The organism is Streptococcus mitis, assembly GCF_003943905.1.
Lineage (GTDB): Bacteria > Bacillota > Bacilli > Lactobacillales > Streptococcaceae > Streptococcus > Streptococcus mitis_BC.
The window spans coordinates 310,689-323,207 of sequence record NZ_RJNS01000002.1; the positions used below are offsets into that span (position 1 = coordinate 310,689).

The following is a 12,519-nucleotide window of genomic DNA, read 5'->3' on the forward strand; positions in this document are numbered from 1 at the left end:
CCCAAAAGATTTTCAAAGTTATCCTTATTTTTATCCGAAGAAAAAAACAAAAAAGCCCGATTTTACGGACTTTTCATTCGGTTAATTCCTGTTATTTCAGGTACTGAAAGGCGGTAGACGGATTTGAACCGACGATCAAGCTTTTGCAGAGCCGTGCCTTACCACTTGGCTATACCGCCTCAACGTTTAATATTATACCTTGAAAATGATTCTACGTCAATAGTTTCTTATTCTAAAATCCAATTTAGAAGATTGCCCTTTCTGATTGGATGGAAAAATGGGGAGAGAAAATCTGAAAATCAGGCTTTATAGAGCCTTAACTTCCCTTTTGATTCTATAGATAGCAAACAAAGAATAGAAAAATTTGATAAGTGAAAGTTTTTTGTGGTTACACGCCTAAATATTCTGAAAATTCGTTTACTTTTTGAGAAATCTATGGTATAATTGACAATAAGCCTAAATTTTTTAAGAGGAGTTACATACATGAAAAAAAGTAGAGTATTTGTTACAGCAGGGATTGCTTTGCTGGCAACTGGCGTTCTCGCTGCTTGTGGTTCTTCAAAATCATCTGATTCAACAGCTCCAAAATCCTATGGTTATGTTTATTCAGCTGATCCAGAAACATTGGATTACCTCATTTCAGGGAAACAAAGTACCAAAATTGCCACTTCAAATGGTATCGATGGTCTCTTTACAAATGATAAATATGGGAATTTGACTCCTGCAGTTGCAGAAGACTGGTCAGTCTCAAAAGATGGTTTGACTTATACCTACAAGATTCGTAAAGGTGTCAAATGGATGACATCAGATGGCGAAGAGTATGCTGAAGTAACAGCGAAAGACTTCGTAAATGGCTTGAAACACGCAGCTGATAACAAGTCTGAAGCACTTTATCTAGCAGAAGATTCAGTTAAAGGTCTAGCTGACTATAAAGCTGGAAACAATAAAGACTTTTCTTCAGTAGGTGTGAAAGCAGTTGACGATTATACACTTGAGTATACTTTGAACAAACCCGAACCATACTGGAATTCTAAGATGGCTTATTCAATCTTCTGGCCATTGAACGAAGAATTTGAAAAATCAAAAGGATCTGACTTTGCTAAAGCGACTGACCCTACATCATTGCTTTACAATGGACCATTCTTGCTGAAAGGTTTGACTGCTAAGTCTTCTATCGAGTTCGCTAAAAATGAACAATACTGGGATAAAGACAATGTTCATCTTGATAAAGTAACACTTGCTTACTATGATGGTTCAGACCAAGAGTCTATTGAACGTAACTTTACAAGTGGAGCTTATAGCTATGCCCGTCTTTACCCAACAAGTTCAAACTACTCTAAAGTAGAAGAAACCTACAAGGAAAATATCTTCTACACCCCATCAGGACCTGGTGTTGGTGGTTTGGGTGTGAATATTGACCGCCAAGGTTACAAATACACTTCTAAGACAACTGACGAAGAGAAGACTTCTACTAAGAAAGCCCTTCTTAACAAGGACTTCCGTCAAGCCTTGAACTTTGCCTTTGACCGTACGTCTTACTCAGCTCAAGTAAATGGTAAAGAAGGTGCTCCTCGTGCCGTTCGTAACCTCTTTGTAAAACCTGACTTTGTCTCTGCTGGCGAAAAAACTTTCGGTGACTTGGTGACTGATAAGATGGCTACTTACGGTGATGAATGGAAGAACGTAAACTTTGCTGATGGTCAAGATGGACTCTTCAACGCCGATAAAGCCAAAGCTGAATTTGCGAAAGCCAAAACAGCATTGGAAGCAGAAGGTGTAAAATTCCCTATCCATTTGGATGTTCCAGTAGACCAAACAGCTAAAAACTATATCGCACGTATTCAATCCTTCAAACAATCCGTTGAAACAGTGCTTGGTGAAGGCAATGTAGTTATCGATATCCAACAAGTTTCTAAAGATGAGTTTACTAATATTACCTACTATGCGGCGAATGCAGCAGCAGAAGATTGGGATCTCTCAGGAGCAGTTGCATGGAACCCAGACTATGAAGATCCGTCAACTTACCTTGATATCTTGAAAACAACGAATGCTGAACAAACAAAAACATACATGGGTTACGAAGGTGCAGATAACGCTGCGGCGGCTCAAGTTGGTTTGAAAGAATACGATAAGCTAGTTGATGAAGCTGCTAAAGAAACAAGCGATTTGAATGTTCGTTATGAAAAATACGCGGCTGCTCAAGCTTGGTTGACAGATAGCTCACTCTTCTTGCCAGCTATGTCATCAAGTGGTGCTGCACCATTCATTTCTCGTGTTGTACCATTCACAGCATCATACAGCCAGTCTGGAGATAAGGGCTCAGATGTATACTTCAAGTATATTCAGTTACAAGACAAGGTTGTAACCAAGGCTGACTATGAACAAGCTCGTGAGAAATGGCTCAAAGAGAAAAAAGAATCAAACGAAAAAGTTCAAAAAGAATTGGCTAATCACGTTAAATAAATAACTCTCAAGAGAACTTTCTCTCCATGAGGAGAAGGTTCTTTTGGGATTTTAAAAGGAAACGATATGAAGAAATATATTTTTATGCGTGTATTGCGTTCATTGTTGTCTATCTTCTTGGTGACAACCTTGACCTACACGATTATCTATACGATGGTTCCTCGGAAATTGATTTTTAAGCAGGATACCAACTATAACAAGATTGCAACGACGCCAGATAAACGGGACAATTATGAAAATACCGTTTATGAGCGGATGGGCTATATCGAGTACTACGATACCAAGGAGTTGCAAGAAAAAGCGAGCACGATGGACTCATCTGTAACAGTAGATGCAAATGATACCAATAAGGCAATCTACGAAAAATACATCAACCAACTAGGAAATGGTTGGACACTAGGTGTATTCTCAGAAAGTGGTCAATTCTATGCTACGCGTGAAATTCCGATTTTTGAACGTGTTTTCAAATTCTATGCCAACTTAATTGATATTGATCATACAAACAAGATTCAAGACCCTGAAAATCCAAACTTGCAACGCTATCTTCGTTTTGAAAATGACCCTGCTATCGGTTGGTCATTGGTTGGTTCAGGTACAAAACATAAGTATCTTTTGTATTTCAATAACCAATTCCCATTTGTACACCAAAACTTTGTGAACATTAACTTGGGTGACTCTTACCCAACTTATGCAAACACGCCAGTGCTTCAAGTTATCACACAAGGTCAGGGACAAACTAAGACAGCAGAAGTTCAATTCCCTACAGGTAAAAAGACTTCATCTGTAGATATCTATTCTCGTACCTACAAATCACCAAGTCAAGCAGACGCACGTGAGGTGGCAAACTTTGGTAAGGATGATCCATATACAGCTACAGAAAGTAACTACCAATATCCATCTATGATTGCAAGCTCAGCTGTTGCTGGTTTGATTGGTTTGATTATTTCGTATGCTATCGCTATTCCACTTGGATCTGCTATGGCTCGCCACAAGAATACTTGGATTGACAGCTTCTCGACAGGTGCTCTGACCTTCTTGCTTGCTCTTCCAACGATTGCCTTGGTTTACATCGTGCGTTTGATTGGCTCATCTATTGGTCTGCCTGATTCATTCCCTATCTTGGGAGCTGGAGATTGGCGTTCTTATGTCTTACCAGCAGTTATTCTAGGTTTGTTGGGTGCACCAAGTACAGCTATCTGGATTCGTCGTTACATGATCGACTTGCAATCTCAGGACTTCGTACGTTTTGCTCGTGCCAAAGGTTTGTCTGAAAAAGAAATTTCAAATAAACACATCTTTAAAAATGCCATGGTTCCATTGGTTTCAGGTATTCCTGGTGCCGTAATCGGAGTTATTGGTGGTGCAACATTGACAGAGACAGTCTTCGCTTTCCCAGGTATGGGTAAAATGTTGATCGACTCTGTTAAGGCATCAAACAACTCAATGGTAGTTGGTCTCGTCTTCATCTTTACATGTATTTCTATCTTCTCACTCTTTGTAGGAGATATCTGGATGACCATGCTTGATCCACGTATTAAATTGACAGAGAAAGGAGGCAAATAATGTCAACAATCGGTAAAGAAAAATTTCAGTTCGTAAAACGTGACGATTTTGCCTCTGAAACAATTGATGCTCCTGCCTATTCATACTGGGGTTCTGTATTTAGACAGTTTCTAAAGAAAAAATCAACAGTCGTTATGTTGGGGATTTTGGTAGCCATTATCTTGATGAGCTTTATTTATCCAATGTTCTCAAAGTTTGACTTCAACGATGTAAGTAAGGTCAATGACTTTTCTGCTCGTTTTATCAAACCCAATGCTGAACATTGGTTTGGTACAGATAGCAATGGTAAATCCCTGTTTGACGGGGTTTGGTTTGGTGCGCGTAATTCTATCCTCATCTCTGTCATTGCCACTTTTATCAACCTTGTAATTGGGGTGATTGTTGGTGGAATTTGGGGAATTTCAAAATCTGTTGACCGTGTCATGATGGAAGTTTATAACATTATTTCAAATATTCCATCTCTCTTGATTGTCATTGTCTTGACTTACTCAATTGGTGCTGGTTTCTGGAATTTGATTTTTGCCATGAGTGTGACAACTTGGATTGGGATTGCTTATATGATTCGTATCCAAATCATGCGTTACCGTGACTTGGAATACAACCTTGCTTCTCAAACACTTGGAACGCCAACCTTTAAAATCATCGTTAAAAACATCATGCCACAATTGGTATCTGTTATTGTTTCTACAATGACCTTGATGTTGCCAAGCTTTATCTCTTATGAAGCCTTCCTTTCCTTCTTTGGATTGGGATTGCCTGTAACAGTGCCAAGTTTGGGACGTTTGATCTCAGATTACTCACAAAACGTTACGACCAACGCTTACTTGTTCTGGATTCCGTTGACAACCTTGATCTTGGTATCCCTATCTCTTTTCGTTGTTGGTCAAAACCTAGCGGACGCTAGTGATCCACGTACACATAGATAGGAGTAGACATGACAAAAGAAAGTAATGTAATTTTGACTGCTCGTGATATTGTCGTGGAATTTGACGTTCGTGACAAAGTTCTGACGGCTATCCGAGGAGTGTCTCTAGACCTGATTGAAGGGGAAGTTCTTGCCTTGGTAGGTGAGTCAGGTTCTGGTAAATCTGTTTTAACAAAAACCTTTACAGGGATGTTAGAAGACAATGGACGTATTGCCCAAGGAAGCATCGACTATCGTGGACAAGACTTGACCGCCTTGAATTCTAACAAGGAATGGGAGAAGATTCGTGGTGCTAAAATTGCAACCATCTTCCAAGATCCAATGACAAGCTTGGACCCAATCAATACAATCGGTAGCCAAATCACAGAAGTTATCGTTAAACATCAAGGGAAAACAGCTAAGGAAGCCAAAGAAATGGCAATCGACTATATGAACAAGGTCGGAATTCCAGACGCTGAAAAACGTTTTGACGAGTATCCTTTCCAATATTCTGGAGGGATGCGCCAACGTATCGTTATTGCGATTGCCCTTGCGTGTCGTCCAGATATTTTGATCTGTGACGAGCCAACGACGGCCCTTGACGTAACCATTCAAGCGCAAATCATTGATTTGCTTAAAACCTTGCAAAATGAGTACCACTTTACCATTATTTTTATCACCCATGACCTTGGTGTGGTAGCAAGTATTGCCGATAAGGTAGCGGTTATGTATGCTGGGGAAATTGTAGAATACGGTACTGTTGAGGAAGTCTTCTACGATCCACGTCATCCATATACTTGGAGTCTCTTGTCTAGCTTGCCTCAGCTTGCTGATGATAAGGGGGAATTGTACTCTATCCCAGGAACACCACCGTCTCTTTATACTGAGTTGAAAGGTGATGCCTTTGCCCTTCGTTCAGATTATGCGATGCAAATTGATTTTGAAGAGAAGGCACCTAAGTTTTCAGTCACTGATACCCACTGGGCTAAGACTTGGTTGCTTCATGAGAATGCTCCTAAAGTTGAAAAACCTGGAGTCATTGCAGATTTGCATGACAAGATTCGTGATAAAATGGGCTTTGCTCATCTAGAAGACTAGGAGGAAGGAAATGTCTGAAAAATTAGTAGAAATTAAAGATTTAGAAATTTCCTTCGGTGAAGGAAGTAAGAAGTTTGTGGCGGTTAAAAACGCCAACTTCTTTATCAACAAGGGAGAAACTTTCTCTCTTGTAGGTGAGTCTGGTAGTGGGAAAACAACGATTGGTCGTGCCATTATTGGTTTAAATAATACCAGTAAAGGTGAAATCATCTTTGATGGGCAGAAAATTAATGGGAAAAAATCTCACAAGGAATCCTCAGACTTGATTCGTCGTATCCAGATGATTTTCCAGGATCCTGCAGCTAGCTTGAATGAGCGTGCGACAGTTGACTACATCATCTCTGAAGGTCTTTACAACTACCACTTGTTCAAAGACGAAGAAGATCGAAAAGAAAAAGTTCAAAAGATGATTCATGAAGTTGGGCTTTTGAAAGAACACTTGACCCGTTATCCACATGAGTTTTCTGGTGGTCAACGTCAGCGTATCGGGATTGCCCGTGCCCTTGTGATGGAACCTGATTTCGTTATTGCGGATGAGCCAATTTCAGCCTTGGACGTATCAGTACGTGCGCAAGTCTTGAACTTGCTCAAGAAGTTCCAAAAAGAGTTGGGCTTGACTTATCTCTTTATCGCGCATGACTTGTCAGTTGTTCGCTTTATCTCAGATCGTATCGCAGTTATCTATAAGGGAGTTATCGTCGAAGTTGCGGAGACAGAGGAGTTGTTTAACAATCCTGTCCACCCATATACTCAAGCGCTTCTATCTGCTGTACCGATTCCAGATCCAATCTTGGAACGCAAGAAAGTCTTGAAAGTTTACGATCCTGATCAACATGACTATGAGACAGATAAGCCATCTATGGTGGAAATTCGTCCAGGTCACTACGTTTGGGCCAATCAAGCAGAACTTGCTCGTTACAAGGAAGCTCTTAAAAAATAAACAGATTAGGAGAGGACCGAAAGGTCTTCTCATTTTTAATAGAAAAAATCCCCTTTTACTAGCTTGTAAAAGGGGAAATGTATTGTAATTAACGTTTAGACCAAGTGCGTTTCATAAAGAGTAGCAAAATTGGGTAAATCTCTAAGCGACCCGCAATCATTGCAAATGAGAGGAGGATTTTAGAGATGGGACTGAAGATGGCAAAGCTAGATGTTGTACCTAGAATAGGTCCGATATTGTTAAAACAACTGAAAACCGCACTGGTCACGACTAGAAAATCATTGCTATCAAGNCTGACGATAAAGATGAGAGAGAGAATAATCATCATATAGATGGCAAAATATTTAAGAATCTTGTGCTGAGTATCCTTGTCTATCACCGTTTTATTGACATGAAGAGTCAAGACACGGTGAGGGGATAAGATGGACAAAATCTGGTTTTTGGCAATTTTTGTAAGGATGAGTCCACGGATAACTTTGAGACCACCTGCGGTTGAGCCAGCTGAGCCACCGATTGCCATGAGGAAGAGGAGGATAAACTGGGAGAAGAGAGGCCAGTTGGTGATATCTCCGTAACCAAATCCAGTTGTCGTGATGATATTGGACACTTGGAAGAGAGCCATCTCAAAACTTTTAGAGACACCTTGATAAAGGTGGAGGGTGTTGAGGGTGATCAAGCCTGTAGACACCAGTACAATGATCATATAAGCCCGCAGTTCTTCATCTCCAAAGAAGGCCTTGACCCGACGGAGCATGAGGTAGTAGTAGAGATTAAAGTTAACCCCAAAAACCAGAACTCCGATACTAACTAGATAGGTGATGAGTGAGCTACCATAGTGGGCAATTCCATCGTTGTAGACGGTGAATCCTCCTGTACCAGCCGTTCCCATAGCGATGACAAAACTATCATAGAGAGGCATACCTGCTAGGTAGTAGATAACAACAAAAAGGGAGAAGAGAGCCAGATAAAGCAGATAGAGAATCTGGGCAGTGTTTTTTAGCTTGGATACGACCTTGCCAAAGACGGGTCCAGGGACCTCAGCCTTCATCACTTCCAAGTGGCTATTCTTGGCATTGTCCATAATAGCAAGCGCAAAGACGAGCACCCCCATCCCTCCGATCAAGTGGGTGAAACTTCGCCAGAAGAGGAGGGAACGACTGAGGACGGAAACATCGTTCAGAATAGTTGCTCCTGTAGTTGTAAATCCAGAACTGATTTCAAAGAAGGCATCAATAACACTTGGGATTTGTCCTGAAAAGACAAAGGGGAGGCCACCAAAGAAAGACCAGAGAATCCAACAGAGGGCAACGATTAAGACACCCTCCTTGGCATAAATCCGTTGATTTTTCGGTTTCCGTAAAACACCTAGACCACCGAGAAGGACTAAAATTCCAATTGTAGTAAAGAGAGCTGTGAATACTTGGCTGGATTCTCGGTAATAGATCGCTACACTAACAGGAACTAGGAGGAGAACAGCCTCAATCAAGAGAAGTTTTGAGAGGAGGTAACGAATCATACTTTTATTCATTTTTTACCTCTCAATCAAATCATAGATTTTGGTGATGTTTGGCAATAAGGTCGTCACGAGTAACTTGTCTCCCACCTCAAGCATATCCTCTCCAGTAGGGAAAATTGTTTTTCCTTTTCGGATAATGGCTGCAATGAGAACCCCTTTCTTCAATTTTAGCTGTGAAAGAGGTTTGGCAGTCATTTTATTAGCTTCCTTGATTTGGAATTGGAGAGTTTCAATTTGACCGTTTGCGAGATGGTGCATGGCTTGAAGATCTGAATACTGAGCGTTTACTCGACCACGGATAAAGTGCATAATGGCATCTACCGCGATGCTTTTTGGTGTAATGATACTTGAAAAATCAGGCGCGTGGATAATCTCTAAAAGGCTTGTTCGGTTGACCTTGGTGATATTTTTATGGACGCCAACTCGGTCAAGAAACATAGAGGTGATGATATTTTCCTCATCAACTCCAGTCAAGGTTGCGACTGCATCATAGTGGGGAGCACTTTCTTCCAGCAAAATGTCTTTTGCAGTTCCATCCCCTTGGACAATATAGAGATTGGGGAACTTTTCGCTGAAGAAACGAGCTCTTTCAGGATTGATCTCGATGACCTTGGTATCAATGCGACTGTCTTTTAAAATGCCGAGTAGATAATAAGCGATCTTTCCAGCTCCAACGATAAGTAAGCTCTTCACTGCACGAGATTTAAAATAGTTATGGAAAAGCATCATATCTACACGATTTCCCGTAACAAAAATCCTATCCTTGTCTTGGATAGTAACATCACCGCTTGGAATCATCAGTTGATGATCTCTCTCCATAGCACAGACGATAACATTACCAAATTTTTTACGGAAGTCTGAGATTGGCATTTGACAAAGATCGCTAGAATCCTTGACAACAAACTCCATGAGACTGACCCGACCTCCAGCAAATCGTTCGACAGATAGGGCATTAGGGAAATCAATGATATTTGAGATCGCACGCGCTGCTAGGAGTTCTGGATTAACAATAAGTGAAAATCCAAGAATATTTTTCTCTTTAAAATAGGCATTAGAGTATTCGGGATTTCGTACCCGAACGATGGTTTCTTTAGCGCCCATTTTTTTAGCAAGTACCGCTGAAATCATATTCACTTCATCGTATTCGGTTAGGGCGATAAAGATATCGCACTCTTGAACACCAGCTTGCTCCAAGATGGCAAAGTCAGCACCATTTCCAAGGAGACCTATGATATCAAAGCGACTGACAATATGGTTAAGTACAGCTTCATTTTGCTCGATGAGGACAACGTCATGGTTTTCTGCAACCAGTGAACGACAGAGGGCAAAACCGACTTTCCCTCCACCAACAAGGACAATTTTCATATAAAAAACCTACTTTTTCATGATGTAACTATCATACCCTTTTTTAGCAAAAAATGCACTTGCCAAGCCGATTTTTGCGGGAAGAAAGAACTTTTTCACGTTTTTGAAGATAAATATGCTTATCTTCTATAAAAATGTCTCTCAGATGAAGTGATCTCACTCTCTTGATAAGGCTATTCTGAAAGTGAATGTCCGAGTATGAGAATATCATTAAAAAAAGTAAAAAATTCAAGTCGTTTCTATTGACATTGGTTCTGAAAGTGTTATACTAAGAAAGTAGTTTCGCTGATTTACTTCAAACCTGTTGTGAGGTAAGTTAACGATGCCTTAACCACGCTGTTTGCTGAGCTTGACTCCGGGCAGTGTGGCTATTTTTTTGCAATGATAAAAGGAAGCCAGTCATGACAAATCACATTGTATTATTTGAACCTCAGATTCCACAAAACACAGGCAACATAGCGCGTACTTGCGCTGCGACCAATTCTCCCCTTCACATCATCAAACCGATGGGATTTCCGATTGATGACCGCAAGATGAAGCGAGCTGGTTTGGACTACTGGGATAAGCTTGAGATTTATTTTTATGACAGTTTGGAAGATTTCATGTCTCAGATGAAGGGTAAACTCTATCTGATTTCAAAATTTGCGGAAAAGGTCTATTCTGAAGCAGATTTATCGACGGACGAAGACCATTATTTTCTCTTTGGACGTGAAGACAAGGGCTTGCCTGAGGACTTTATGCGGGAGCATCCCGAAAAGGCTCTCCGTATTCCTATGAATGATGAACATGTCCGCAGTCTCAATGTTTCCAATACCGTATGCATGATTGTCTATGAAGCGCTCCGTCAGCAGAACTTTGCAGGTCTTGAGCTTGTTCATACCTATGAAGCAGATAAATTGAAATAAACAAAATACTTGCACTTGCAAGCGTTTTTTGTTATGATAAAGGGGTCTTCAGGGCTGGGTGAGATTCCCGACCGGCGGTGACTTTAACTAGCTATTTTGGCTTACTCTTCGTTGTCTTGTCTCGATATACTCAAGTATTATCTTCGACTGCGACGCCTAGATTAATCCAAAATATCTTAGTTAAAGAAGTCCGCGAGCGCAAGCTGATGTGGTGTGATTCCACAACCGACAGTATAGTCTGGATGGGAGAAGACGAAAGAATAGCTTTGTCTGTTCGGATGAGTTTATAGATGAATTGCAACCGCTTGCTCAAAAGAGTGAGAGGGAACTTTTGGGATATAAAAAGTGAGAATAGATAGAGGGATCCTTTCCAACTTCTTCTGATTTTATAGAAAATTGGAGGAACCTGTTATGACAAACACACGTCGACTTTCGACCATTGCGATTTTATCAGCCATTTCATTTGTGCTGATGTACTTTGACTTTCCGCTCTTGCCAGCGGCAACCTTCCTCAAGATCGAGTTTAGTATCTTGCCAGTCCTTGTGGGCTTGGTGGTGATGGATTTGCCAGCTGCTCTAGGGATTCTCTTGTTGCGCTCACTCTTGAAGTTGCTTCTGAATAGCCAGGGAGTGAATACCTACATTGGTTTGCCAATGAATGTTGTAGCCTTGGGAGTTTTTGTTATCGCCTTTGGTTTGATTTGGAAAAAGGAACGCAGCACCCTTCGTTTCCTACTAGCATCTCTGGCGGGAACTATTGGATTGACTGCTGCCATGTTGGTTCTCAACTATGTTTATGCGGTTCCTTTGTACGCGCAGTTTGCCAACTTTGATATTGGAAAAATTTTGGGACTTTCCAACTACCTAATGACCATGGTATTACCTTTTAACCTGATTGAAGGTGTAATCTTTGCCGTTTCATTCTGGTTGTTATACGTCCTCTTGAAGTCAACCTTAAAACATTATGAGAGATAAACAAACATTTTTAATGAAGGGCAGTTTTGCCCTTTTACTTTTCGTCCTTCTTGGCTATATGGTTAAGTTTTACCCTGAAATGCTGGTCGGTTTTGATCAACCTATTCAGACTGCCCTTCGGGGGGACTTGCCAGATTATTTGACAGTTCTGTTCCGTGCCCTTACGCATTTGATTGATATCCCAGTAATCATCACCTGGGTTACCATTGCAGCCTTTATCTTTTATCGTAAGCAGTGGAAGATAGAAAGCTACTTCATGGCGGGTAATCTAGCCTTAGCTGGTCTTTTAATCGTGACCTTTAAAAACATCTACCAGCGCCCACGACCAGCTATCTTACATCTGGTAGAGGAGAAAGGATTCTCTTTTCCAAGCGGGCATTCTCTGGCAGTGACGCTGATGGTAGGTACTCTGATTGTCATTCTCAGTCAACGAATTAAAGATCCGGTTTGGAGAAAAATTGTGCAAATCGTCCTTGGCTTCTACCTAGTCAGTGTTCTGGTATCAAGAGTCTATCTGGGAGTTCACTATCCATCAGACGTCCTTGCCAGTCTCTGTGTGGGCTTGGGAGTCCTGTTTATCGAATTTCCTTTCTATGACAAGCTTCGCTTCCAATGGCGATTTAAAGGCAAGCAGAAGTGAGATAGGTCTTGCAAGAATGGTAAAAATCTGATAAACTAAGTAGTAATTGAATAGAAATCCGCAAGACTAGTAACTCAAGGGAAGTATATCAGGGAGGAGAGCCGTGACTGCAAGCTCTCTATATGAAAGCTGGGTGAATTCACTTGCGCA

General features: G+C 40.9%; 10 protein-coding genes, 1 tRNA gene and 1 riboswitch. Of the genes, 8 read left to right on the forward strand and 3 right to left on the reverse strand.

The genetic code is table 11. The features are described 5' to 3' along the window. Positions 1-108 precede the first annotated feature (108 nt). Positions 109-179 (reverse strand) — tRNA-Cys (locus tag D8854_RS05225). Between the two features lie 304 nt (positions 180-483). On the opposite strand from D8854_RS05225, the gene D8854_RS05230 reads away from it, so the two are divergent. The 5 genes from D8854_RS05230 to D8854_RS05250 all read left to right on the forward strand — a co-directional run bounded on the left by D8854_RS05230 (position 484) and on the right by D8854_RS05250 (position 6,968). Next, complete coding sequence (locus tag D8854_RS05230; RefSeq protein WP_125425129.1) at positions 484-2,463, forward strand: peptide ABC transporter substrate-binding protein; 1,980 nt, start codon at positions 484-486, stop codon at positions 2,461-2,463. A gap of 66 nt (positions 2,464-2,529) precedes the next feature. Then, entirely contained in the window at positions 2,530-4,026 is a 1,497-nt protein-coding gene (locus tag D8854_RS05235; RefSeq protein ID WP_125450035.1) for an ABC transporter permease, read from the forward strand. Continuing rightward, positions 4,026-4,952, forward strand: a complete 927-nt coding sequence (gene oppC, locus D8854_RS05240) for an oligopeptide ABC transporter permease OppC (protein WP_125450037.1) — start codon at positions 4,026-4,028, stop codon at positions 4,950-4,952. Before D8854_RS05235 ends, oppC begins: the two co-directional genes overlap by 1 nt. A gap of 8 nt (positions 4,953-4,960) precedes the next feature. Beyond that, positions 4,961-6,028 (forward strand): ABC transporter ATP-binding protein, encoded by a 1,068-nt coding sequence (locus D8854_RS05245; protein WP_093585949.1) that lies wholly within the window; start codon positions 4,961-4,963, stop codon positions 6,026-6,028. Between the two features lie 10 nt (positions 6,029-6,038). Next, positions 6,039-6,968, forward strand: coding sequence for an ATP-binding cassette domain-containing protein (locus tag D8854_RS05250; RefSeq protein WP_125448776.1), 930 nt, complete (start codon positions 6,039-6,041; stop codon positions 6,966-6,968). Between the two features lie 88 nt (positions 6,969-7,056). Here D8854_RS05250 and D8854_RS05255 read toward each other — a convergent pair whose 3' ends face one another. Both D8854_RS05255 and trkA read right to left on the reverse strand, forming a co-directional pair. Then, positions 7,057-8,496: a TrkH family potassium uptake protein gene (locus D8854_RS05255; RefSeq protein ID WP_125450039.1), complete on the reverse strand. Its 1,440-nt coding sequence runs from the start codon at positions 8,494-8,496 to the stop codon at positions 7,057-7,059. A gap of 3 nt (positions 8,497-8,499) precedes the next feature. Next, positions 8,500-9,849 carry a Trk system potassium transporter TrkA gene (gene trkA / locus D8854_RS05260; protein ID WP_125450041.1) on the reverse strand — a complete coding sequence of 450 codons (1,350 nt, stop codon included), beginning with the start codon at positions 9,847-9,849 and terminating at the stop codon, positions 8,500-8,502. Between the two features lie 401 nt (positions 9,850-10,250). On the opposite strand from trkA, the gene D8854_RS05270 reads away from it, so the two are divergent. From D8854_RS05270 to D8854_RS05280, 3 genes are all read left to right on the forward strand, one after another. Beyond that, the gene (locus D8854_RS05270) at positions 10,251-10,754 is read left to right on the forward strand and encodes a tRNA (cytidine(34)-2'-O)-methyltransferase (RefSeq protein WP_033629317.1); all 504 of its coding nucleotides are present in this window, start codon (positions 10,251-10,253) and stop codon (positions 10,752-10,754) included. A 40-nt stretch (positions 10,755-10,794) separates the two neighbouring features. Continuing rightward, positions 10,795-11,012: riboswitch (FMN riboswitch) on the forward strand. Between the two features lie 153 nt (positions 11,013-11,165). Then, complete coding sequence (locus D8854_RS05275; protein ID WP_125450043.1) at positions 11,166-11,729, forward strand: ECF transporter S component; 564 nt, start codon at positions 11,166-11,168, stop codon at positions 11,727-11,729. Further along, positions 11,719-12,369, forward strand: a complete 651-nt coding sequence (locus D8854_RS05280) for a phosphatase PAP2 family protein (protein WP_125450045.1) — start codon at positions 11,719-11,721, stop codon at positions 12,367-12,369. Before D8854_RS05275 ends, D8854_RS05280 begins: the two co-directional genes overlap by 11 nt. Positions 12,370-12,519 lie beyond the last annotated feature (150 nt).

Excerpts from the sequence above, each read along its gene's own strand:
- D8854_RS05230 (WP_125425129.1), top strand. The coding sequence starts at position 484 with ATGAAAAAAAGTAGAGTATTTGTTACAGCAGGGATTGCTTTGCTGGCA.
- D8854_RS05235 (WP_125450035.1), top strand. The coding sequence starts at position 2,530 with ATGAAGAAATATATTTTTATGCGTGTATTGCGTTCATTGTTGTCTATC.
- oppC (WP_125450037.1), top strand. The coding sequence starts at position 4,026 with ATGTCAACAATCGGTAAAGAAAAATTTCAGTTCGTAAAACGTGACGAT.
- D8854_RS05245 (WP_093585949.1), top strand. The coding sequence starts at position 4,961 with ATGACAAAAGAAAGTAATGTAATTTTGACTGCTCGTGATATTGTCGTG.
- D8854_RS05250 (WP_125448776.1), top strand. The coding sequence starts at position 6,039 with ATGTCTGAAAAATTAGTAGAAATTAAAGATTTAGAAATTTCCTTCGGT.
- trkA (WP_125450041.1), bottom strand. The coding sequence starts at position 9,849 with ATGAAAATTGTCCTTGTTGGTGGAGGGAAAGTCGGTTTTGCCCTCTGT.
- D8854_RS05270 (WP_033629317.1), top strand. The coding sequence starts at position 10,251 with ATGACAAATCACATTGTATTATTTGAACCTCAGATTCCACAAAACACA.
- D8854_RS05275 (WP_125450043.1), top strand. The coding sequence starts at position 11,166 with ATGACAAACACACGTCGACTTTCGACCATTGCGATTTTATCAGCCATT.
- D8854_RS05280 (WP_125450045.1), top strand. The coding sequence starts at position 11,719 with ATGAGAGATAAACAAACATTTTTAATGAAGGGCAGTTTTGCCCTTTTA.